Annotated in this window: 19 protein-coding genes; 14 read left to right on the forward strand and 5 right to left on the reverse strand. The window is 28.8% G+C overall.

Annotated features, from left to right (window positions below; translation table 11 throughout):
• Positions 1-15: 15 nt before the first annotated feature.
• A complete protein-coding gene (locus SOI86_RS01750; protein ID WP_320681904.1) occupies positions 16-393 on the forward strand; it encodes a DUF3110 domain-containing protein in 378 nt (125 codons plus the stop codon).
• Between the two features lie 32 nt (positions 394-425).
• On the forward strand, positions 426-863 hold the full coding sequence (locus tag SOI86_RS01755; RefSeq protein WP_320681905.1) for a peptidylprolyl isomerase: 438 nt from the start codon (positions 426-428) through the stop codon (positions 861-863).
• Between the two features lie 5 nt (positions 864-868).
• Here the strand turns inward: SOI86_RS01755 and ribBA are convergent, their stop codons facing one another.
• Complete coding sequence (ribBA, locus tag SOI86_RS01760) at positions 869-2,593, reverse strand: bifunctional 3,4-dihydroxy-2-butanone-4-phosphate synthase/GTP cyclohydrolase II (RefSeq protein ID WP_320681906.1); 1,725 nt, start codon at positions 2,591-2,593, stop codon at positions 869-871.
• An 88-nt stretch (positions 2,594-2,681) separates the two neighbouring features.
• Here ribBA and argC point away from each other — a divergent pair, with 88 nt between their 5' ends.
• Positions 2,682-3,737 (forward strand): N-acetyl-gamma-glutamyl-phosphate reductase, encoded by a 1,056-nt coding sequence (argC, locus tag SOI86_RS01765; protein ID WP_320681907.1) that lies wholly within the window; start codon positions 2,682-2,684, stop codon positions 3,735-3,737.
• Here the strand turns inward: argC and purN are convergent.
• On the reverse strand, positions 3,721-4,377 hold the full coding sequence (purN, locus tag SOI86_RS01770) for a phosphoribosylglycinamide formyltransferase (RefSeq protein WP_320681908.1): 657 nt from the start codon (positions 4,375-4,377) through the stop codon (positions 3,721-3,723). The two genes, argC and purN, sit on opposite strands and share 17 nt — an antisense overlap.
• A gap of 182 nt (positions 4,378-4,559) precedes the next feature.
• On the opposite strand from purN, the gene SOI86_RS01775 reads away from it, so the two are divergent.
• Positions 4,560-6,143 carry a glucose-6-phosphate isomerase gene (locus SOI86_RS01775; protein ID WP_320681909.1) on the forward strand — a complete coding sequence of 528 codons (1,584 nt, stop codon included), beginning with the start codon at positions 4,560-4,562 and terminating at the stop codon, positions 6,141-6,143.
• Here SOI86_RS01775 and leuS read toward each other — a convergent pair.
• Positions 6,140-8,710, reverse strand: a complete 2,571-nt coding sequence (gene leuS / locus SOI86_RS01780; protein WP_320681910.1) for a leucine--tRNA ligase — start codon at positions 8,708-8,710, stop codon at positions 6,140-6,142. The two genes, SOI86_RS01775 and leuS, sit on opposite strands and share 4 nt — an antisense overlap.
• A 107-nt stretch (positions 8,711-8,817) precedes the next feature.
• Here leuS and dapF point away from each other — a divergent pair, with 107 nt between their 5' ends.
• Genes dapF through SOI86_RS01800 form a run of 4 tightly spaced genes read left to right on the forward strand, consistent with a single transcriptional unit; the run spans position 8,818 to position 12,700 of the window.
• Complete coding sequence (dapF, locus tag SOI86_RS01785; protein ID WP_320681911.1) at positions 8,818-9,678, forward strand: diaminopimelate epimerase; 861 nt, start codon at positions 8,818-8,820, stop codon at positions 9,676-9,678.
• The gene (locus tag SOI86_RS01790; protein ID WP_320681912.1) at positions 9,678-10,850 is read left to right on the forward strand and encodes a cysteine desulfurase family protein; all 1,173 of its coding nucleotides are present in this window, start codon (positions 9,678-9,680) and stop codon (positions 10,848-10,850) included. The genes dapF and SOI86_RS01790 overlap by 1 nt, the downstream gene beginning before the upstream one ends.
• Entirely contained in the window at positions 10,850-11,476 is a 627-nt protein-coding gene (locus tag SOI86_RS01795) for a DUF1995 family protein (RefSeq protein ID WP_320681913.1), read from the forward strand. Before SOI86_RS01790 ends, SOI86_RS01795 begins: the two co-directional genes overlap by 1 nt.
• 6 nt (positions 11,477-11,482) lie before the next feature.
• On the forward strand, positions 11,483-12,700 hold the full coding sequence (locus SOI86_RS01800) for a D-alanyl-D-alanine carboxypeptidase (RefSeq protein ID WP_320681914.1): 1,218 nt from the start codon (positions 11,483-11,485) through the stop codon (positions 12,698-12,700).
• A gap of 8 nt (positions 12,701-12,708) precedes the next feature.
• Here SOI86_RS01800 and coaD read toward each other — a convergent pair whose 3' ends face one another.
• Positions 12,709-13,182 carry a pantetheine-phosphate adenylyltransferase gene (gene coaD, locus SOI86_RS01805; protein WP_320681915.1) on the reverse strand — a complete coding sequence of 158 codons (474 nt, stop codon included), beginning with the start codon at positions 13,180-13,182 and terminating at the stop codon, positions 12,709-12,711.
• A gap of 59 nt (positions 13,183-13,241) precedes the next feature.
• Between coaD and SOI86_RS01810 the strand changes: the two genes are divergently transcribed.
• The 4 genes from SOI86_RS01810 to SOI86_RS01825 all read left to right on the forward strand — a co-directional run bounded on the left by SOI86_RS01810 (position 13,242) and on the right by SOI86_RS01825 (position 16,993).
• Positions 13,242-13,730, forward strand: a complete 489-nt coding sequence (locus SOI86_RS01810) for a flavin reductase family protein (RefSeq protein ID WP_320681916.1) — start codon at positions 13,242-13,244, stop codon at positions 13,728-13,730.
• Between the two features lie 9 nt (positions 13,731-13,739).
• Positions 13,740-15,698: an excinuclease ABC subunit UvrC gene (gene uvrC, locus SOI86_RS01815; protein WP_320681917.1), complete on the forward strand. Its 1,959-nt coding sequence runs from the start codon at positions 13,740-13,742 to the stop codon at positions 15,696-15,698.
• A gap of 88 nt (positions 15,699-15,786) precedes the next feature.
• Positions 15,787-16,353 carry a protoporphyrinogen oxidase HemJ gene (gene hemJ / locus SOI86_RS01820; protein WP_320681918.1) on the forward strand — a complete coding sequence of 189 codons (567 nt, stop codon included), beginning with the start codon at positions 15,787-15,789 and terminating at the stop codon, positions 16,351-16,353.
• Positions 16,346-16,993 (forward strand): PHP domain-containing protein, encoded by a 648-nt coding sequence (locus SOI86_RS01825; RefSeq protein ID WP_025923179.1) that lies wholly within the window; start codon positions 16,346-16,348, stop codon positions 16,991-16,993. The genes hemJ and SOI86_RS01825 overlap by 8 nt, the downstream gene beginning before the upstream one ends.
• Position 16,994: 1 nt before the next feature.
• On the opposite strand, the gene cobN is transcribed toward SOI86_RS01825, so the two are convergent.
• The gene (gene cobN / locus SOI86_RS01830) at positions 16,995-20,732 is read right to left on the reverse strand and encodes a cobaltochelatase subunit CobN (protein ID WP_320681919.1); all 3,738 of its coding nucleotides are present in this window, start codon (positions 20,730-20,732) and stop codon (positions 16,995-16,997) included.
• A 72-nt stretch (positions 20,733-20,804) separates the two neighbouring features.
• Between cobN and SOI86_RS01835 the strand changes: the two genes are divergently transcribed.
• Together SOI86_RS01835 and metH are read left to right on the forward strand one after the other, a co-directional pair.
• Positions 20,805-21,719: a branched-chain amino acid transaminase gene (locus tag SOI86_RS01835; RefSeq protein WP_320681920.1), complete on the forward strand. Its 915-nt coding sequence runs from the start codon at positions 20,805-20,807 to the stop codon at positions 21,717-21,719.
• Between the two features lie 17 nt (positions 21,720-21,736).
• Entirely contained in the window at positions 21,737-25,303 is a 3,567-nt protein-coding gene (gene metH / locus SOI86_RS01840) for a methionine synthase (protein WP_320681921.1), read from the forward strand.
• Positions 25,304-25,305 lie beyond the last annotated feature (2 nt).

A 25,305-nucleotide genomic window follows, 5' to 3' on the forward strand; every position in this document is an offset into this window, starting at 1 on the left:
GAAAAATTGATACTTATGAACATATTTGTTCTTTTATATAATTCAGGAACAGATAAAGAAGGAATTCATTCAATCGAGCTTAAAGGAAGAACTATAGTTCTTATGTTTGAAGACAAGGATGATGCGATAAGATACTGTGGTCTACTTGAAGCTCAAGATTTCCCTTTACCTACAGTTGAAATGATTGACATTAAAGAAATAAAGGATTTCTGCATTAAGTTAGATTATGAATACAAATTAGTGGAGAGAAATTTTGTTCCTAAAAATGCGGAAGACAGATTACTAATTTCTCCACCACAAAAAAACCTAGAAGTAGAAGATTGGGATGGAGACAATAATAAAGAAAAAATAGATATAAATACCATTAAGGAAAACCTTGAAAAGTTGCTTTAATGATTAATATATAAATAATTTAATAAATAAAAATGACAAAAGCATTATTTGAAACTGAAGTTGGGAATATTAATATTGAGTTTTTCTCTGAGGATGCACCTAATACTGTTAATAACTTTACTAAGTTAATAAGTGATGGTTTTTATGATGGTCTTTCCTTTCACAGAGTTATTCCTGGGTTTATGGCACAAGGAGGATGTCCAAATACTCGTGAAGGAGCATCTGGAATGCCTGGGACTGGAGGTCCTGGATATAATATAAAATGCGAAATCAATACAAATAAACATCTTAAAGGTTCACTTTCTATGGCTCACGCAGGTAAGGATACAGGTGGTAGTCAGTTTTTTATAGTTTATGAACCACAACCCCATCTTGATGGAGTTCATACTGTTTTTGGTAAAACCGAGGATATGGATGTAGTTTTAAAACTTACTAATGGTTCAAAAATTTTAAAAGCATCCCTAAAATAGTAATTCTAGTTTTCAAAAACAATACTAAAAGTTTCCTTATCTAAATTAAATTTTCTTGTAGATGAATACAAGATTTCATTATTGATAGTAAATTTAGTATTGATAAGTTTGATGCTATTTTTTAGATGTAATGCTTGTTCAATATTTCTAGAAACAATAATCCCAAACTTTGTACTATTTTCATATTTAGATAAAAACTGAATAAATAATTCTATATTTTTTATTTCTTCATCAGTAATGTTTAAATTAGTTCTGTTTCGATCATGCAAAATTCGCCAAACTAATTTTGGTCGATTCCAAAAAGCCAATAATCTTGGCGTACTTTCCAACTTAATATTAATGTTTTGATTAACACAGAATTTAATAACTTTATTTTTTATTGGAACTAGCTCTATTGATTTATATTTTCCATCAAGAAAAATAGATATAAATGGATCAATATTCCTTGAATTAGAATTATCTTCATCAATCATGTGGCCAAGCTTTGTTTTCTTTACACTCAAATATTCAGCATTATTATCATTTGGACATATCACTAATGGAACCCTTTCAATAACTTCGATACCATAACCTCCTAATCCTGCAATCTTTCTAGGATTATTCGTTAATAACTTTAATTTTTTTATCCCAAGATCCGTTAATATCTGCGCTCCAACTCCATAATTTCTTAGGTCAGCAGGAAATCCTAATTTTTCATTAGCTTCTACTGTGTCTAAACCACCATCTTGTAGACTGTACGCTTTTAATTTATTTATAAGACCAATACCTCTTCCTTCTTGTCTCAAATAAACAACAACCCCTTCTTCTTCCTTTTCTATCCTTGATAAAGCAGCTTCTAACTGTGGTCTACAATCACAACGTAACGATCCAAAAGCATCACCAGTTAGGCATTCTGAATGCATCCTTACGAGTACAGGTTCACTTAATTTTGATGATTTCTGTTTAACTAACGCTACATGCTCTGAACCATCAAGTTCATTAATATACCCATAGGCCTTGAAATTTCCAAAAATACTAGGAAGAACGGCATCAGATTTTCTAAAAACAAATCTCTCATTTTTAAATCTATAACTAATTAAATCAGCTATGGATATTAATTTCATTCCCCATAATTTTGCATACTCTTTAAGTTGGGGAAGTCTTGACATTGAGCCGTCAGGATTTTGTATTTCACAAATTACTCCAGCAGGATATAGTCCAGACATTGCAGCAATATCTACTGCTGCTTCAGTATGACCTGCCCTTTTTAAAACACCCCCTTTTTTAGCTCTTAATGGAAATATATGTCCTGGTCTCCTTAAATCCTCAGGTTTTGTGTTTGGATTTATAGCAACTTGAATCGTTTTAGCTCTGTCTTCAGCTGAAATTCCAGTTGAAACATTGTTTTCAGGTCCGGCATCTATAGATATTGTAAAAGCTGTTTGATTCTCATCTGTATTTCTATCTACCATTAAGGGTAAATCTAAAGAGTCAAGTTTTTCACCTTGCATTGCTAGGCATATGAGACCTCTTCCTTCAGTAGCCATAAAATTTATTTGTTGAGGAGTTGCAAACTGAGCCGCACATATTAAATCACCCTCGTTTTCTCTTCTTTCATCATCTACCACAATTATGCATTCACCATTCCTTATTGCAGCTAATGCATCACTTATAGGATCAAATTCGATTTTAAAACTTTGATTTATATCCAAAATTGTTCCATTATTTGATTTGGGACTTGTTTCTTTCATTATTCCTATCAATATAGAAAAATAGTGTGTTAGTTATCCTAATTTCAACACTTTATAATCCTATCTCAAAGTCAGCCAATTCTAAGAAATGAATGTTGCAATAGTAGGTGCTACTGGTTACGGCGGTATTCAAGCGGTAAATCTTTTAAAGAAAAATAAAAACTACAAAATCTCTTTTTTAGGAGGTAATAAAACCTCGGGATCAAAGTGGAATGATAATTTCCCTTTTATTTTTCTTGATACCGATCCTTATATTGAACAAATTTCAGTTGAAAATATCTCAAATAAAGCTGATATTGCTTTGCTTTGTTTACCAAATGGAATATCTTCTACTTTGACAAGAAAATTATTAGATAGAGGAATTAAAGTTATTGATTTATCAGCTGACTATAGATATAAGTCTTTGGAAGAATGGCAAAAAGTATATCCTAAAGAAGCAGCGATTTATAAAAGAAATGATGATGATTTATGTAAGGAGGCAATATACGGTCTTCCTGAAATAAATAAAGAAGATATTTCAAAAGGAAGATTAATTGCATGTCCAGGATGTTATCCAACATCGGCTCTTATTCCACTAGTTCCTTATTTATCCCAAGGAATTATTGAAAATGAAGGTATAGTTATTGATTCTAAAAGTGGAACTTCAGGAGGGGGTCGAGAACCAAATCAAAAGCTACTTTTATCAGAATGTGGAGAAGGTCTATCAGCATATGGATTGATTAATCACAGACATACTTCAGAGATCGAGCAAATTGCATCTTCAATATCAGGTAACAATATTGAACTACTTTTTACTCCTCACCTAGTTCCAATTGCAAGGGGTATGCATTCAACTATTTATGGAAGATTAAGAGATCCAGGGTTAACTTCGGATGATTGCAGAATTCTATTGGACAATTATTATAGAAATTTTAAAAATATTATTGTCTTACCAGTAGATACATTCCCATCTACAAAATGGGTTAAAAATACAAACCAAATTTTTCTTTCTGTGAAAGTTGATATTCGAAATGGAAGGATTATTATTTTATCTGTGATTGATAATTTGTTAAAAGGACAAAGTGGGCAAGCAATTCAAAATTTAAATATTATGAGTGGATATTCAATGGATGATGGTCTTGAGTTAACTAATAATTTTCCATAAAATTACTTCTTATCAAAAAACCAGCATGAGAGATTGAGTGAGGTAAAATTTTATGTTCAAGTATTTGTATTCTTTTGGAAAGTGAATCAATATCATCATCTTCTCTAATTGACAATGCAGCTTGCATTATTAATGAACCACTATCTACCTCTTCATCTACAAAATGTACTGAACAACCAGTTATTTTTGAACCATTTGATATAGATTCCTTTATTGCAGAACTACCCTTATATGCAGGAAGTAATGATGGGTGAATATTAATAATTTTATTCTTAAATTTATTAATAAAGAATGGAGTGACAATTTTCATCCAGCCAGCCATTACAACAAGTTCAACATCGTAATTAATTAAAGTATTTATAATTTCTAACTCAAATAGCTCTTTTTGCAGAAAGTCTTTGCCTCTTATTATTTTGTGTGGTATTTTTACACTCTTAGCTCTTTTTATACAAGCTGCATCATCTTTATTAGTTATAAGAACTTTTATATCTATATCTAATTCACCTTTTTCTGAGAGATTAATTAACTCCTGAAAGTTTGTTCCTTTCCCAGAAGCAAGCACACCTATTTTTAATTTTGGTGAAAATCTTCTAAAATCAGATATCTCAGGCGAAATTATGTAATTAAATGATTTATCCAAAATTTTTTATTTTTTCCAATGATAAATTCATATGAAATAAAAAAAACCATTTATTTTAATTGTTTATATTCAAAAACATATTTATTTGAAGATAAAAATTTAAACAAATTTAAATGATTCAAATCTATGTACTATTCGTATAGATATAATTAGAAGATAACTAAAAGAAACAAATATATAAAATGAATGGAGATTTAAACTCTTGGGATAAATTTTGTAATTATCTTTGGTTTGATAAAAAACTAAATATTTGGTTAGACATAAGCAAAATTAATTTTACCAATGAGGATATAAATACTCTAGAAGAAAAATTTATAGATGTTTTTTCATCAATAAAAGAATTAGAAAATGGTGCAATCGCAAATATTGATGAAAATAGACTAGTTGGACATTATTGGCTTAGAAATCCGTCAATTTCTCCATCTTCAAAAATAGGAGAAGAAATTAGCACAAATATTAATGAAATCTCAGAATTTGGAAAACAAATTTTAAATGGAGATATTAACAATAAAAATAATGAGAACTATACTGATGTTCTATGGATAGGAATTGGTGGAAGTGGATTAGGCCCATTACTCATTACTGAGTCTCTGCAGAAGTGCTCTATAGGCTTAAATTTTTCTTATATCGATAATGTTGATCCTTTTTTAATTAGCGAAAAATTAGAAGAGTTATCTGAGAAATTATCCACAACATTATTTGTAGTAGTAAGCAAATCAGGTGGTACGCCTGAGCCTAGAATTGCTATGGAAATCATTAAAAGTCATTGCGAAAACAATTCTCTTGAATGGAATTCTAATGCTATAGCTATAACAATGAAAGATAGTAAGTTATTTAAAAAGGCCACTTCTGAAAATTGGTTAAAAATATTTAATTTACAAGATTGGGTTGGAGGAAGAACTAGTATTACAAGCTCCGTGGGATTACTCCCATTAGCTCTTATCAATGAAAATATATTTGAATTTATTAGAGGTGCATCATTAATGGATATAGCCACACGTACAAGTGATTTTAAAAATAATCCAGCGGCATTATTATCATCTGCATGGTATTTAACAGGGGATGGCGTTGGGAAGAGAGATATGGTCGTATTACCTTATAGAGACAGGTTACAGGTATTTAGTAAATATCTGCAGCAATTAGTGATGGAATCATTAGGTAAGAAATTTAATAGGAATGGTGAGGTAGTTAATCAAGGTATTTCCGTTTTTGGTAATAAAGGATCTACAGATCAACATGCTTATGTTCAGCAACTGAGAGATGGTATTGATAATTTCTTCTGTATTTTTATTGAATTATTAGATTCTCCATCTACTAATATTTTTGATGAAAAAGAGAATCCTAAAGAATATCTTTCTGGTTTTTTGCAAGGAACCAGATCAGCACTCTCTAGTGAAAACAGACAAAGTATCACTATTACGCTAGAAAATTTAAATTGTTTTACACTAGGTGCCTTAATCGCTTTATTTGAGAGGGCTGTATCCTTCTACGCTGAATTGGTAAATATAAATGCATATGATCAACCTGGAGTTGAAGCTGGAAAGAAAGCAGCCGCAAATATTATTGATTATCAACAAAAAGTAAGTAATTTATTAGATGAAGGTGGAGAATATTCTATAAATGACATAACATCATTATTTGATAATTCAGTGAGTGAACCTATATTTTTCATACTCCGTGAAATGTGTTTCGGTAATGATAATTATTTAGTTAAGGGCGATTGGTCAAATCCAAATTCATTAGTTATTCAAAAAATAAATTCTTAAACAACAATATTCATAATTTTTCCTTTAACAATAATTATTTTTCTTATATCCTTATCTTGAGTCCATTTTAATATGTTAGGTCTTTTAAGAGTCAATTCTTTAATTTGATCTTCACTCATATCATTATTAATATTTACCTTGTCTCTAACTTTTCCATTAACTTGTATTACTAGTTCATATGAATTTTCCTTTAGTGCCTCGGCATTAAATGAAGGCCAGCATTCTAAATGCACAGATTTTTTAAAACCTATAAGATGCCATATTTCTTCTGCAATATGAGGTGCAAATGGAGCCAACAAAATACAAAATGTTTTTAAAGCATCAATTTTTAAATTATTGTTTACGTCATTAATGGAATTTGATAATGAATTATAAAACTTCATTAGTTCTGAAATCGCAGTATTAAATTGGTTATTTAATATGTCATTTGAAATTTCTTTTATAGCTATATTCATTGACTTTATTAAACTTATTTCTTTATCTGGACAGGAATTAGATTTACTATTTATATTTTTTGCACAATTTACATAAAGCTTCCAAATCCTGCTTAAAAATCTAAATTGTCCTTCAACATCTGTATCTCCCCATTCCAAATCTTTTTCTGGTGGTGCTTTAAATAATATAAACATTCTTGCTGTATCTGCTCCATATTTTTTAATTACTGATTCAGGGTCTATTCCATTATATTTTGACTTAGACATCTTCTCGAAAAGAACTTCGAGTTTAGAATTGTCGATTGGATCTGTAGGATTTGATAGGTCAGTAATATCGGAAGGAGAAACATATTTACCCGTTTTATTGTTTTTATAGGCTGCCGCCTGAACCATTCCTTGCGTTAATAGTTTTTTAAATGGTTCATCAATTTCAAATAGTTCATTATCCCGCAAAGCTTTAGTGAAAAATCTTGCATATAACAAATGCAATATTGCATGCTCTACTCCTCCAACATATTGATCTACAGGCAACCACTTATTAATTTCAATCTTTTCAAATGGCTTATTTGAACATTTTGAAGATGGATATCTTAAAAAATACCATGATGAACACATAAAAGTATCCATAGTATCAGTTTCTTTTTTTGCCGCTATTCCACATTTTGGACATGTTGTATTTATCCAATTATTATTATCACCTAAAGCATTAATCTTGTTAGCCGAGATATCTATATCTTTTGGTAATGCAACAGGTAAATCTGATTGGTTTAAAGGAACAGATCCACATTTTTTGCAATTAACGATGGGAATCGGACATCCCCAATATCTTTGTCTAGATATTAACCAATCTCTTAAACGATATTGAATCTTATTTTCGGCCCATCCATTATTTACACCCTCTTCTAAAATTTTTAATTTAGCAAAAGTATTTGCTATACCATTGTATTGATTTGAATTAATAAGATATCCATTTTCCACATAAGCTTCATCAAGCTCATTAGTTTGTTCATTTTTATCCTTTATTATTACCTGATTAATATCAATATTATTTTTCTTAGCAAATTCAAAATCTCTTTGATCATGAGCAGGCACGCCCATAACAGCGCCAGTTCCGTATTCATCGAGGACATAACTTGCAATCCAAATAGGAATAGGTTGAGAATTAACTGGATTTATTGCTATTAAGCTAGTTTTTATTCCAATTTTTTCTAGTTCATTATTTTTATTATTTTTCAAATATTCTTTAAGATTTTCTATATTTTGTATGGTTTCTTGATCAGAAATATTTTTAATTAATGAATGATTAACAGAAATTGCTAAATAAGTTACTCCAAATAAAGTATCTGGCCTTGTTGTAAATACAGTTATTTTCTTTTCTGGATTGTTATTGATATTGAAATTAATATTTGTACCAATTGACTTTCCAATCCAATTATCTTGCATTATTTTTACTCTTTCTGGCCAGTTATCTAATTTTTCTAAATCCTTCAATAACTCATCCGCATAATTAGTAATCCTTAAAAACCATTGCTTTAATAATTTTTTTTCAACTACTGCCCCAGATCTCCAAGATTTACCCTCTGAGTCAACTTGTTCATTAGCTAAGACTGTATTATCTATAGGATCCCAATTAACTTCTGATTCCTTTTGATATACAAGACCTGCCTTGTATAATTCCAAAAATAGATATTGTGTCCAAATATAATAATTTTCATCACAGGTTGCAAATTCCCTATCCCAATCAACTGATAGTCCCAAAAGCTTTAATTGTGACTTCATATGAGAAATGTTTTTTTTAGTCCATACACTTGGACTAATTCCTCTTTCAATCGCTGCATTCTCAGCAGGCAAACCAAAAGCATCCCAACCCATTGGATGTAAAACAGATTTGCCCTTAAACCTTTGGAACCGAGCTATTAAGTCTGTAATAACATAATTCCTAACATGTCCCATATGAAGATTACCTGATGGGTAGGGAAACATTGATAAGGCATAAAATTTATCGCTTTGTTCAGTTAATTCATCTGTTTTGTATAAATTGTTTTCTGTCCATATTGACTGCCATTTATTTTCTATTTCAGATGGATTATATAAATTGGTATCAGCTTCATATTGTTTATCGGGAGAAATCACTTAATTTTTATTTGTTAAATTATTATTTTAATATCCATTGTATAAAATAGAAATAGATTGTTAAAAGGAATAATTTATAATTAAAATTTAAAATATATTATCTACAAATGAAAAATATAACTTTTGAAAAATATCAAGGTAACGGAAATGATTTCGTAGTAATTGATTCTAGAGGAAATGATTTATATAAAAATTATAAGACAAATAAAATATTTGATATAAAAAAAATTTGCAACAGGCAATTTGGTATTGGAGCAGATGGTGTGATTTTTATAGAAGAACCTAATGAAGATAATTATGCAAAAATGATAATCTTTAATTCTGATGGTTCTGAAGCAGAAATGTGTGGAAACGGAATTAGGTGTTTAGTTGAGTATCTCCATGTAAATGATTCAATGAATAATAAAAATATAGAATATAAAATTGAGACTAAAGCAGGTTTAAAAATTGCAAAATATATAAATGATGAAATTACAGTAAAAATGGGAGTTCCAATTTTAGATAGTCAAAATATACCAACAAAAATTGAAAAAAAAATCAATTCAATTCCTTCACATGAATTTATTGAGAAAAATTTTAATAATGTAGGTTATGCAGTGGGAATGGGAAATCCTCATTTAATATTCTTTGTACAAGATATAGAGTCAATTGTTCTTTCCAGACTTGGACCTATATTTGAAAAAAATGAATTATTTCCAGAAAAAACTAATGTTCATTTTTGTCAAATCTTAAATAGAGATAATATCAAAGTAAAGGTTTGGGAAAGAGGAGCAGGACCAACCTTAGCCTGTGGAACAGGTGCCTGTGCTATTCATGTAGCTGCTTTTAAATTAGACCTTTGTAATTCACAAACCATAGTAACTTTACCAGGAGGTAATCTTAAAATTGATTGGTCAAAAGACGATTGTGAAGTCATGATGACCGGTATTGCTAAAAAGGTTTTCTCAGGATCAATGTTAGTAAATTAATGGAAAATAATTTTATTTATTTAGATAATGCATCCACAACTCCATTATCTGAGAATGTTTTAAATATAATAAATTCAACTTACAGGAATTATTGGCATAACCCATCATCTACATATCAGCTAGGGATAAAATGCTCTACATATCTTGAAAAAATTAGATCTAAAATTGCTTATATATTTGAAGCAGAACCAGAGGATATAATTTTTACTTCTGGTTCTTCGGAATCAACAAATATTGTATTTAATAATATTTATGAGAACTTTAAAAATAGTAGAGTTGTTATTTCGAATGTTGAACATCAAGCTACCAATATTTGTGCTAATAAATTAAGAATTCAAAACTGGGATATTTACGAATGGACGGTAAATAATGATGGTATTTTAAATATTTCAAATATCGATAAAGTTTTAACCAATGAAACTAAGCTTGTATCAATTATTTGGGGACAAAGTGAAATAGGGACAATACAACCTGTTCAATTTATAGGTTCCAAATGTGAAGAATTAAATATAATGTTTCATTTAGATGGAACTCAAATATTAAGCAATGGAATATTCAGTTGGAAAGATCTTAAATGTGATTTTTTAAGTTTATCTGCTCATAAATTTGGAGGTCCAAAAGGTATCGGTATTCTTTTAACAAAAGAAAAGTCTAGACAAATTTTAAAAAATAAAGACATATCAGCAACTCAGGAATTTTCAATTAGACAAGGTACACAAGCCTTGCCATTAATCGCTGGAATGTATGAATCATTAAAGAATATTAAAGGAAAAATAAAATTATATGATTACATAACTGAATTTCCTTCTAATAATATTAATAAACTTAAAAATTATTTTTTTCAAAAAATTAAGGATAATAATCACATAAAGATTACCGGTAGTATTAACCATAGGCTTCCCAATCATATTTCGTTTCTACTATTAAATAAACTATTTGAACCTATAAAGGCCTATAAGATTGTTAATTTCATGTCAGAAAATAGAATAGCCATAAGTAGTGGAAGTGCTTGTTCAAGCTCATCTGGTAAACCTAGCTCAACACTTAAAAATATTGGTTTACAAGATAATGAACTATATTCAAATATTCGTGTTACTTTAGGTTCAATAAACAATAAGTCAGAAATAGATAAATTTTTAGAACTTATTCAAATATGTATTGACAAATTTTAATGGAAACTAATTACAGACTACCTAAAGATTTAAATGAATCTCTTAAGAATATGGAGGATGCAATTATTCCAAGTTTATTAGATTCAAATAAAAGATTTACCATAGAATTTAATTTTGAAGGACTGAAGTTTAACAGAATTGGAATAACTATCTATAAGATATTATCTATAAATAATAATGTATTCATAACATTTGCTGATCAAGGTGCTGTGGCATTGGCTCAAAGAGACTATCCAGATATTAAGGATAAAATCTTTACTTTTAAATCATTTAATGAATCAAATAATATAAATAATATTGATAGTGCAATGATATCCATACTACCTCAACCATATGATTTCGATTCATTTGAACCTATGTCTGATAATTATCAAGGAAAGCATTATTCATTAAATCCAAAATTTGAAGATGCCAATATTGGAATAGGAAGTGTTATTAGAGAGAGACGTAAAAACTTTGTCAAAACTTGGAAAAATATTTATTTTCTTCAGCCTTTAAATAAAGCTGCTCTTATGCATATTTATCCAAATAACTGGTTACTTTTCAAAGAAGAAAACAAAAAGTATTTTTTTAAAAAAGAATTTGAAATTAAACCGGATAACGAATCTATTTTTGTAAACTTATAGATTGATTTGATAAAAAAAATTTATTCATTTTTCTTAATTTTTCCTGTTTTAGTAACATTTCCTTTCTTAATAAGATATTTACTAGTAAATCAGAAAATAACTATTTTAAATAGTATCTATTTTAATTTCCCTGTAATAATTACTAAAAATAAAAATTGTCCTACTTATGATGCTTTATTAAATCAAACCCTAGATGATTCTTTTAGTGTATCAATTATTAATAATAAAGGGGAAATAATTAGTTCCTATAATGATGAAGTTCCAAGGTTGCCAGCATCAAATCAAAAATTATTCTCATCAGCTTATGTTTTAAGTAAATATAAATTAAATAATAATTTAAAAACTTCCTTATTAAAAAATAAAAACAATTATTATTTGCACGGTCAAGGTGATCCAGATTTGAATTATGAAAATATAATCGAACTAATTTCAAATGTTAAAGAAAAAAAAATTATTAACTTTAATATTGTAGAAATTGATTCAAAATTATATTGGCCTAATGGTTGGACAAATACAGATAAACTTTACGAATATGGATCTCCAATTACATCTCTTGCAATAGAAAGTAATCACAATAAATATGAAGATATTTATGCTTTAAAAAATTTTATTAAAAACTATTTAAAAAATAAATTTCCAAATTCAAAAGTATATATAGATTTTTTTGATGCAGAAAAAACATTTTACTTAAAAGATACTACAGAGATAAATAAAATATATTCAACTCCAATTCTTTCATTATTAACTCTAACAAATTCTGAAAGCCATAATTTTACAGCTGAATCTCTCTTTAAAAATGCCTCAAATACATGGAACGATAATGACTATATAAAAATTAAAATATGGCTTGAAAATAAAGGCCTCCCAGTAACTAATACATACTTTGCAGATGCTAGTGGATTGTCTAGAAAAAATAAAATTACAACAAAATTAGTTGTATTGTTTTTAGATAAAATGAGATATTCTAATGATTTTCAATCTTATCAATCTTCACTTTCAATAATGGGTGTAAGAGGAACATTAGCTAAAAGATTTGTAAATAGTGAATTATCTGGAAAGTTTTTTGGAAAAACTGGGACTCTTTCAAATGTCTTTGCATTATCTGGCTTTTTGTACAAAAATGAAAAGCCAATAATTATAAGCATTATCCAGAATTCTAATAATATTGATAAAGAAAAAGCTTTTAAATTATTACGCGATGTTTATCACTTGAAATCTTGCTAATAAAAATATTATTTAAAATATTCTTTTAAATCCCTTTCAACAGAGGCGGGTACCATGTGATTAATTTCGCCTCCAAATTTTGCAACTTCTTTTACTAAAGAACTACTAAGAAAACTATAATTTGTATTTGTCGATAAAAATATAGTTTCAATATCATTATTAAGAGATTTATTTGTATGGGCAATCTGAAGTTCATACTCAAAATCACTCATTGCTCTTAAGCCTCTAAGAATAAGATTAGCTTTTAGATCATTTGCACAATCAACAGTGAGTCCAGAATAAGAAATAACTTCAATATTAGGTAAATGAGAAAGAGAATTTTTTATTTGTATTATTCTTCTTTGTAGATTAAATGTTGGTGTTTTAGAAGTATTTTCTAAAACAGCAACTACTAGATTTCCAAATATTTTTTCGGCCCTTTCTATTAAATCAAGATGCCCGTTTGTTAAAGGATCAAATGTACCTGGATAAAGAATTTTCATGAATTTATTATGATCGAATAAGAAATTTAGTTAAAATAAGATCATTAGATAAATCAATTATGACATTAAATCTAGAAGCAAAAAAAATCTTATTAAGAAAAATACCTCACGGATTATTTATTTGTGGCGTTAGAGACGAGGAAAAAAATGAAGTGAATGGATTTACTGCAAGTTGGGTGACTCAAGGTTCTTTCACCCCACCATTAGTTGTAATGGCTGTTAGAGCAGAGGGTTCTAGTCATGAAATAATAAAGTCCACCAATAAGTTCTCATTAAATGTGCTCAAAAGTGATCAAAAGGATCTAGCAGCTGTTTTCTTTAAACCTCAAAAAGCATTAGGAGGTAGATTTGAATCTGTTGAATTTAATTTAGGTGAGCTTGGATTGCCTATTTTAGTTGATAGTGTTGGGGGAGTTGAATGTAATGTTGTTGGAAGTGTTATGCATGGAGACCATACCGTTTTTGTAGGAGAGGTTCACTCTGCTTATCTGAATAATGATGTTGACTCACTAAATTTATCTTCAACTGGCTGGAATTATGGAGGGTAATCATTATAAATGAGTAATTCCTCTATTGAAAAAATAGATAACAAATATAATTTTAAAATTGAATATGAATTAATTAATAATAAGGAGTTATTAAAATCAAGATTATCCGAAATTCCAAAGTCATCTGGTTGTTATCTTTTTAAAGATATTGATAATAACTTACTTTATATCGGTAAATCTAAAAAACTACGCAGTAGAGTAAGTAGTTATTTCAATAATTATTCAGATTTAACTCCCCGATTAAGTTTGATGGTTCGTCAAATAACTGAAATAGAAATAATAGTTACAGATAGCGAATATGAAGCATTAAATTTAGAGTCAAATTTAATTAAAACAAACAAACCATACTTTAATATTCTTTTAAAGGATGATAAGAAATATCCATATCTTTGTATAACTTGGAGTGAAAAATATCCTCGAATATTTATTACAAGAAGAAGAAGAAATAGAAATAATTTAGATAGATATTATGGACCTTATGTTGATGTTGGATTATTAAGGAGAACATTATTTACGATAAAAAAAATATTTCCACTTAGACAAAGACCAAGGCCAGTATATAAAGATAGAACTTGTTTGAATTACTCAATAGGAAGATGCCCAGGTGTTTGCCAAGAAGTTATATCATCTGAAGATTATAAAAAAATAATGAAACAAGTATCTATGATATTTCAGGGAAGAAATGATGACTTAGAAATATTTTTACAAAAAAAAATGCTGCAACTTTCAAATGATTTAGATTATGAGAATGCAGCAAAAATAAGGGATCAAATTTCAGGTTTAAAATTATTAACTGAATCACAAAAAATATCAATACCAGATTCTTCAATTAATAGAGATATCTTTGGAATAGTTTCAGAAAAAAATGTAGCTAGTATACAAATTTTTCAAATGAGATCTGGTAAGCTTATTGGGAGAATTGGCTATAGTCAAAAATTAAATAATGAAGATGACAATCTTATTCTACAAAAGATATTAGAAGAGCATTATATGAATGTTGAAGCTGTAGAAATACCATCAGAAATTCTTATTCAATATAAACTTCCAAAACAAGCAACCATAGAGGATTGGTTAACGGAGCTAAGAAAAAAGAAAGTAAAAATCTTAATCCCAAAAAGAAATAAAAAACATGAAACTGTAGAAATGGTTTTAAAAAATGCGAAATTGGAATTAGATAGAATATTAAATGGGATACAAGATAATGAATCATCAATTGAGGATCTTGCCCAAATACTTGAATTAAGCGAACAACCTAAAAGAATTGAAGGTTATGATATAAGCCATATTCAAGGTAGTGACCCTGTAGCATCTCAAGTCGTTTTTATTGATGGGATTCCTTCTAAACAGCATTATAGGAAATATAAAATTAAGGATCCAAACGTTTTTGTAGGACATAGTGATGATTTTGCTTCTATATATGAAGTAATACATAGAAGGTTTAAAAAATGGTCAAGATTTAAAAAAGGCGGAGGGGATTTTTCAATATTAAATGATAAAACGAATAGTAAATTAGACAATGAACTTCTATCTGATTGGCCTGATTTAATAATGATTGATGGAGGAAAAGGACAGTTAAATGCAGCAATTAAAGCATTAAAAGAATTAAATCTTGAGGAAGAAGTAACTATATGTTCATTAGCAAAAAAAAATGAAGAAATATTTATTCCAGGCTTTACTAAGTCTCTTGATACTGATAAAAATCAAAAAGGAGTTCTTCTATTAAGAAGGGTAAGAGATGAAGCACATAGATTTGCATTATCATTTCATAGAGACAAAAGATCTAAGAGAATGAATAGATCTCAATTGTCCCAAATCAGTGGATTAGGACCATCAAGAATAAGAGAATTGCTTGAGCATTTTAAATCAATAGACGCAATAAGAATAGCTAGTAAAGAGGATTTATCAAAAGTTAAAGGACTTGGAAAAAATTCAGTAAATGATATATATGAATATTTTAACGAGTTATAAATATTAATTAATTTTTGAAAAATAGATTTCTTGATATTGTTAAATATAACTATATTAAAAATATATATTTTTAAATTAATCTAGTAATTTGGCAGCTGAAGCATATCTCTGGTTTAAATCACTTCACATTATTGGTGTAATCGTTTGGTTCTCGGGACTTTTTTATTTAGTAAGACTTTTTATCTATCATGAAGAATCTAAAAATATGGATAATGAATTAAAAATTGCCTTTAATAAACAATACACCTTGATGGAAAAAAGGCTGGCGAATATAATCACAACACCTGGGATGATATTAGCTTTAAGTATGGCTATATGCATGGTTATTATGCAACCAAGTTGGTTAAGTGAGAAGTGGTTGCAAATTAAAATTTCTTTTGTTTTAGGATTAGTAATTTATCATTCTTATTGTTACAAAATAATGTATTCATTACAAAATGGTACTTCAACCATTTCAGCAAAAAACCTTAGATTATTAAATGAATTGCCTACTTTATTATTATTTATAATTGTACTTTTAGTTATTTTTAAAAATAATTTTCCAACTAGTGTTGCTACATGGAGCGTAGTTGGACTAATTATTTTCATGTTGGCTTCAATACAATTATATGCAAAGATTAGAAAGAAAAATGAGAATTCATTAAGTAATGAATAGGGAAGACTTAGTAAAATTAACTTCCAATATTAATAAAAATAGTTGTCCTAAAAATATTAATTTTCACTGTCATACAAAATTTAGTGATGGAAGTTTAGAACCATATGAACTTTTAGAACAAGCTTATAAAAATAACTTGAAATTTTTATCAATAACCGATCATCATACAATTAAAGCTCATGAATATATAAAAAAAAATAATATACTAAAAAATTATCCTAAAGATTCTTTTACATTAATTTCGGGAATAGAAATTAATTGTTTAATTCTAGGATGTTTAGTACATGTAATTGGATTGGGAATAGATATAAAAAGTAAATACCTAAATCCCTACATCCTTGGAGAGTCTCCAATAGGTAATGATTTAAATATTAAATCAGTTATTAAAGCAATAAATTTAGCTGGTGGTTTATCATTTCTTGCACATCCAGCGAGATACAGGATTCCCTTTTATAAATTAATTCCAGAGGCCAAAATACAAGGTATTGATGGAATAGAGGTTTGGTACGATTATGAACTTAATGAAGTATGGAATCCTAGTTTATTTGTATGTTCAGAAATAGATAAATTAGCAGATAAATATTCAATGCTAAAAACATGCGGAACAGATAGTCATGGACTTTCACTATTAGGCAGATAATTCAGAATTCGTTTTTTTCAATTATTGAATCAGTATTAATAATTATTTTCTTTAAATTTTCAATGACATCATAAGAACAATTATTCCACATTTTTCTATTGACAATTTCAAGAAATCTTTGTGCAATATCTCTTAAAGCCCATGGATTATTCTCTAGAAAGAAATTCCTTAGATCCCGATCACATAACCATGATTTATAAACTTCCTCATAACACCAATCTGATACTACTTCAGTAGAAGCATCAAAAGCATATAAGTAATCTATTGTCGCTGAAAATTCAAACGCACCTTTATAACCATTATCCTTCATTCCATTTATCCATTTAGGATTAAGTATTCTTGATATAACAACTTTATTAATTTCATCTTGTAATTTTGAAATTTTAGATAATCCGAATTTAGATAAATCACCATGATACATTTCAGGTAATTTACCGCTCAATTTTTTTACTGCTGAAGATAATCCACCCTGAAACTGATAATAATCATCAGAATCTAAAATATCATGTTCCTTATTATCTTGGTTATGAACAACTAACTGCACATTTTTAAGAGCATTTTCTAATGATTTTTTATCCTCTATAGGTTCAAGATTATCACTGTAAATCCACTTACTCCAATTAAGAAAAGATTCCCCAAAATCATCAATATTTTCCCAATTAGAATTTGAAATTAGTTCTTGCAGACCAGCTCCATATGAACCTGGCGCTGACCCAAATATACGATTAATTGAATCACCATCCCTTAATGCCCCAGCAAGAGGGTTAAATTTATCATCCTCATTAAGATTAGAAACAAGATTTATTGCTTTTGAAGTTAATTTAACTAACTGTGGAAATGCATCTCTAAACATTCCCGAAATCCTTAAAGTAACATCAACCCTTGGTCTTTCGAGAACAGATAAAGGAATGATTTCTAGATCTATTACTCTTCTTGAAGGCCCATCCCAAATAGGCTGTACTCCTAATAAATTTAATATTTGACAAATTTCCTCACCACCATTTCTCATTGTGGATGTTGCCCATACAGATATTGCTATATTTTTTAAATCTTCTCCATTATCTTGTTTGTATAAATCAAGTATTTGTGAAGCGGATTGGCAGCCAACACTCCATGCTGATTCAGTTGGCAGTCCTCTCGAATCAACTGAAAAGAAATTTTTACCAGTGGGTAAAGCTTCAGTTTTCCCTCTCGTAGGGGCTCCAGATGGACCACTCTTTACATATTGTCCATTTAATGAATTAATAAATGATAATTTCTCATTATATGAAGAATTAATGATTGGATATAGAATCTCTTTTTTTAATAATAAAAAATACTTATTATGTTTTTTTTCATTAAAGAAATAGTCTATTATTTTCTGATTTTTATATTTTTCTAGATTTTTTATATTGTTATTCTTTTTGTAAAAAAATAAATATATTAAATACTTTGCTTGTTCTTCCAAAAAATCAATAGCCATTCTAAAGTTTAAAATGTTTTTGTTGGAAAAAGTCAATAATATTTTTTTATCCTTTTCACTTAACATCTGATCATATTGATTTGTCCAAGGATTCAAATCTAGTTTTAAATGTTTTGCTATATATTGAATAACACCAATTCGGTTGGCGTTTGGTACTCTAGCAATACACAAGAATAAATTTATTTCATTAATGTCGTTATGCCTATTGCCAAAAATATGCAAACCTGTCCTAATTTGAGATTCTTTAATTTTACAAAGAAAGGAATCAATTTCTTCTATTTGATTATTTTTATTCTTTAAAGTAATTTCGCTAAAATCTTTTTTAATTAATTCATAAATGGATTTTTCTATTATTTCAATCCGATTAGAATTTAATAATTTTGCTTCAAAATATTCGTCTAAATAATTTTCTAATATTGAATATTTTCCATATAATTCTGACCTATCCAAAGGAGGGGTTAAATGATCAATAATTGTGGCAGCGGTTCTTCTTTTAGCTTGGGATCCTTCTCCAGGATCATTTACGATAAAGGGATATATGTTTGGTATTGCTGGACAAATAATATTTGGAAAACATTTATTGCTGAGACCTATAGATTTGCCAGGTAACCATTCAACAGTCCCATGTTTACCAATATGGCACATAGCATTTGCATCAAAAACTTTTTCAATCCAAAAATATTGTGCTAAATATCTATGGGGAGGTGGAAGATCGGGAGAATGAATATCTCTATCAGTAAAAGCGTCATAACCTCGTTGAGGTTGAATCAATAATGTTATTTTTCCAAATCTAAGACCATTTATTGAGAAGCCTTTATTATCTAGATCGATCGCATCAGATGGTTTACCCCAACGATTAACAATAATATTTTTGGGATCAAGTTCTAAATAATTCCAATATTTTATATATTCACTAAGTGGTAAGTAATCTAATGGTTTATTATTTTGAGACTCAATATCATTAGTTCTAGTTTTTATAAGCATTGACATTAATTCCGAAGAATCCTGAGGATAATTACAAGATCCAAGGTCATAACCTTCTTCTTTTAACCAATTAAGAATATTTATTATTGAAGATGGTGTATTTAGACCAACGCCATTACCGATTCTTCCGTTCTTTACTGGATAATTACTTATTACTAAACAAATTCTTTTATCAAAATTATTAAGTTTCTGAAGTTTCACATAATTTGTTGCAAATTTTGAAATCCATTGAATACCTACTTGATCAGCTTTGTAACTAGTTATTTCACTATATAGTGTATTTTTGGTAGAAATTATTTCCTTAAATGCTGAAGGACAGGTAGTAATTCTTCCATCAAATTCGGGAATAATTATTTGCATTAATAAATCAGATGAATTCATTCCAATAGATGAATTTAACCACTTTTTCCTTGATCTATTAGACGAAAGAAGCTGTAAAATTGGAATTTTAAGAGAAGTAAAAATATTTGTTGTATTTTCAATTAAATCGTTATTTTTGATTTGAGATGAAGAAAATGAAGTTGTGGTAATTATTAGTTTAATATCTTCTTTTTTAAAAATGTCTATTAATTTTTTCTGAATAATATGATCTTTTAGTGTTGAAATAAAAAATGTTTTAGGAGATAGTCCGCATTTTCTTAATTGCAAGTTAAGTTTTTCGTTTACTTCAATTTCATTAGCCAAAAAAAGTGATTTATAGGATATTATTCCTATCTTTTCGCCTTTTTCATTTTTCCAATCATGTAAATAGGGATCTGCATAAAAAGTAATATTCAAAAACTTATCAGGAATTAATTTTTCATCTAAAACTAAATAATTTAAACAATTAAGAAACTTTCTATAATTTTCCAGTCCTCCAGATCTTAGTAATCTAGAAATATTTAATGCAATATTTTTATCTATACTACTTATTTCACATAAGGAAATTTCCTGATCAATTGTACCTGATAGGATTACTAACTTCCTTTTTTTATTAACTGCTTGCCAATTTAAAAGTTGTTCAATTCCATAGTTCCATGTACCTTTATCTCCAAATATTCTAAGTACGACAACTTTTGCATAATTAATTGTTTTTAATAAATAATTATCTATTTGCGCTGAGGAATTTAAATTTGAAATTTCTAAAGCTCTTATATTATTTTTTAATGAAGCAAATTCTTTTTCTAACAATAAATTTGATAATAGATTTAAATCAGCCTTGACACTTGTTATAAAAATAAAATCTGCAGCTGGTTGCTCAATTAAATCATCCTTATTCTTTTCATTTCCTGCAATATTTAATATCCTGTGCATTTTTATATATAAATAAGGTTTAGAATAGGTAAGTAGGATAAAACAAGTTTACCTTAATTTAATAAATTAAATATGCATGAATTTCTTCCATACGCCTGGTTCGAAGGTAAATGTATTCCATTTAAAGAAGCAAAAATATCAATAGCTACTCATGCACTACATTACGGTACCGCTGCATTTGGAGGAATGCGAGCGATACCTAACCCAACAAACAAAGAAGAATTCCTTTTGTTTAGAACTGATAAACATATAAAAAGATTATCTCAAAGTGCAAAATTACTCTTAACTGAAATTTCTGAAGAATATATTTTTAAAGCCTTAGAAGAAGTTATAAAAAGAAACAAGCCTGAAAAACCTATTTATATAAGACCATTTGTATATACAAGCGATTTAGGTATAGCTCCAAGGTTACATAATATTGAAACAGATTTCTTTATTTATTGTATTGAACTAGGAGATTATCTATCCCCAGATGGTGTTTCTTGTAGAATGAGTAGTTGGACAAGACAAGAAGATAGATCTCTCCCCTTAAGAGGAAAAATAAGTGGAGCATATATTACTAGTTCATTAGCCAAAACAGAAGCTAGTTTATCGGGTTTTGATGAAGCCTTGCTATTAAATTCAAGTGGTAAGGTAAGCGAAGCTAGTGGTATGAATTTATTTATTGTAAGGAATGGAGACTTAATCACTCCTGGTGTTGATCAAGATATCCTTGAGGGGATTACTAGAGCTAGTGTAATTGAATTAGCAAAATCATTTGGAATAGATGTAATTGAGAGGCCTGTTGATAAAACAGAATTATTAATAGCAGATGAAGTTTTTCTAACTGGTACAGCAGCAAAAATTACACCAGTTAAAATAATTGAATCAACTGAATTAAATGTTAAAAGACCAATAATGAATAAATTAAAAAGTAAACTTATAGAAATAACAGAAGGTCGTTCTCAAGACTATGATAATTGGGTAACAAGAATTTCACTAAAATAAATTAATTTTTACCTAAAATGGAATCTTTCAGAACCTATCTAAATAGAGATGAAAAACCATTAATTATTTTTGACGGAGGTACTGGAACATCTTTTCAGAACTTAAATATTACTGCAGATGACTTTGGAGGAAAAGAATTAGAGGGATGTAATGAAAACCTTGTTTTATCATCGCCAGAGGTTGTTGAGAAGGTTCATAATTCATTTTTAGAAGCAGGTTGTCATGTTATAGAAACTAATACATTTGGAGCCTCATCAATAGTTCTTGATGAATATGATATTGCGCATAAGGCTTATGAGATAAATAAAAATGCGGCATTTATAGCAAAAAAAGCTGCTGCCAAATACTCATCAGTTGATAAACCAAGGTTTGTAGCAGGTTCAATTGGGCCAACAACTAAATTACCTACCTTAGGACATATAGATTTTGATGAATTAAAGCAATCATATAAAGAACAAATTTATGGTCTTATAGATGGAGGTGTTGATCTTCTTTTGATTGAAACTTGTCAGGATGTTTTACAAATTAAATCTGCCTTATTAGCATCAAAAGAAATTCTTGAAAGTAGAAATATTGATATACCTTTAATGGTATCTATAACAATGGAAACAACAGGTACTATGCTTGTTGGATCTGATATTGCATCTGCTTTAACAATATTAGAGCCATTTAATATAGATATCCTTGGACTTAATTGTGCAACTGGTCCAGAGCAAATGAAGGAACATATTAAATATTTGTCTGAAAATTCTCCCTTCGCTATAAGCTGTATTCCCAATGCAGGTCTTCCTGAAAATATTGGAGGTGTGGCTCACTATAGATTAAAACCAATAGAATTAAAGATGCAATTAATGAATTTTATATATGACTTTAATGTTCAATTAATAGGTGGATGTTGTGGGACAACACCTGAACATATAAAATACCTGTCTTCAATAATCGATGAAATTATTGATAATGAAAGGACTACCAACAATGGTAAGAAAAATTCAAGCGGTTTTATTCCATCTGCCTCATCAATATATAACTCTGTTCCATATAAACAAGACAATTCAATTTTGATAGTAGGAGAAAGATTAAATGCAAGTGGATCTAAAAAGGTAAGGGAGTTATTAAATAACGACGATTGGGATGGCTTAGTTGCAATTGCCAAGCAACAACAAAAAGAAAATGCTCACGTTCTTGATGTAAATGTCGATTATGTAGGAAGAGACGGAGTTAAAGATATGAAAGAAATAACTTCAAGACTTGTTACCAATATAAATTTACCATTAATGATTGACTCTACAGATGCTGACAAAATGGAAAGTGGATTAAAGTCAGCTGGTGGTAAATGTATTATAAATTCAACCAATTACGAAGATGGCAATGAAAGGTTTGATCAAGTTCTAAATTTAGCCTTAGGGTATGGTTCAGGTCTTGTTGTCGGAACAATTGATGAAGATGGAATGGCAAGGAATTCAGAAAAAAAATATAAGATTGTCAAACGAGCGATTAATAGAACAAGAGAATGTGGTTTGTCAGATTATGAGCTATTTTTTGATCCATTAGCTTTGCCAATATCTACAGGGATAGAAGAAGATAGATTAAACGCTAAAGAAACTATTAGTGCTATATTAAAAATTCGTGAAAATTTCCCAGATATTCATATCATACTTGGGATATCAAACATTAGTTTTGGTCTTTCACCATTATCAAGAATTAATCTAAATTCAATATTTTTAGATGAATGCATTAAAGCAGGATTAGATTCTGCTATCATCGCACCAAATAAAATTTTGCCATTATCAAAAATATCTGAAGAAACTAAAAAGCTTTGCTTAGATTTGATTTATGATAAAAGAGAATTTGAGGATGATATTTGTATTTATGATCCATTAGTAGAATTAACAAAGGCTTTTCAAGATTTATCTATTCAAGATTTCAAAAAAGCATCTTCAGAAAATAAAAACCTAACTCTTGAAGAAAGTCTGAAGAATCATATTATTGATGGAGAAAAAATAGGATTAGAGGATCAATTAATTAAAGCGTTAAAAAAATATAAACCTCTTGAAATAATTAATACCTATTTACTAGATGGGATGAAAGTTGTAGGAGATTTATTTGGCTCAGGTCAAATGCAATTGCCATTTGTACTCCAATCCGCTGAAACAATGAAATTTGCTGTTTCAATTTTAGAACCATATATGGAAACTGTAGATGAAAAAATATCAAATGGAAAACTCTTAATTGCAACTGTCAAAGGCGATGTACATGATATTGGAAAAAATTTGGTAGATATAATACTTACAAATAATGGTTATGACGTAATAAATCTAGGAATAAAGCAAGATGTTTCAGCAATTATAGATGCACAAAAAAAACACAATGCAGATTGCATCGCTATGAGCGGATTACTTGTTAAATCAACTGCTTTTATGAAAGATAATTTAGAGGCTTTTAACAATGAAAATATTAGTGTACCAGTAATATTAGGAGGTGCAGCCTTAACCCCAAAATTTGTAAATGAGGACTGCAGCAAAATATATAAAGGGAAAATATTGTACGGAAAAGATGCGTTCACTGATCTTAAATTCATGAATGAATATATGGATAATAAGAAAAAGGGTAATTGGTCAAATACAGAGGGTTTCATTAACAATAAGGGTATAAATATTAATTTAGCCTCATCAAAATCCAACTCTCAGGCTCTTAAAAAATCAATATCTATACGTACCGAGACTTCCAAATTAAATTTAAAAGAAAATTTTATAAGATCTAAATTTATAAGTGAAGAAGATCCAATTCAAGCCCCTTTCTTGGGAACGAAAGTCTTGAACGATGTTGATATAGATTTAAATAAGTTAATATTTTATTTAGATACAAAAGCTCTATTTAGCGGGCAATGGCAAATAAAAAAAGGAAAAAACCAAAGCGTAGATGAATACAATAACTATTTGGATTCATATGCTAAACCATTGTTAGATAAATGGTTAGAGATAATTATAGAGAAAAAACTTATATCACCCAAAGCAGTTTATGGATATTTCAGATGCGGGAGAAAAGATAATAGTATTTTCTTATTTGATGAGAAATCATTAAATAAAATTTCCCAATTTAATTTTCCACGACAAAAATCTGGCAATAATTTATGCATAGCTGATTTTTATTGTGATTTAAAAAATGATAAACCCATAGATATATTTCCTATGCAGGCAGTAACCATGGGCGATATTGCTAGTGAATATTCTCAAAAATTATTTAAACAAGATAAATATAGCGATTATTTGTTATTCCATGGACTTACAGTGCAATTAGCAGAAGCTCTAGCTGAGTATGTCCATGCATTAATTCGTATTGAGTGTGGTTTTAGGTCTGAAGAACCAGACAAAAATAGAGAAGTACTAGCTCAAAAATATAGAGGAGCTAGATATTCTTTTGGTTATCCTGCATGTCCAAAAGTATCTGATTCAAACATACAATTATCATTGTTGGATGCAAAAAGAATAAACTTGACCATGGATGAATCTGAACAACTTCATCCAGAACAAAGTACTACAGCTATCATTTCACTACACTCAAAAGCTAAATATTTCAGCGCTTAAGC

Origin of the sequence: Prochlorococcus sp. MIT 1314 (assembly GCF_034093315.1) — a bacterium.
Classification (GTDB): domain Bacteria; phylum Cyanobacteriota; class Cyanobacteriia; order PCC-6307; family Cyanobiaceae; genus Prochlorococcus_A; species Prochlorococcus_A marinus_Y.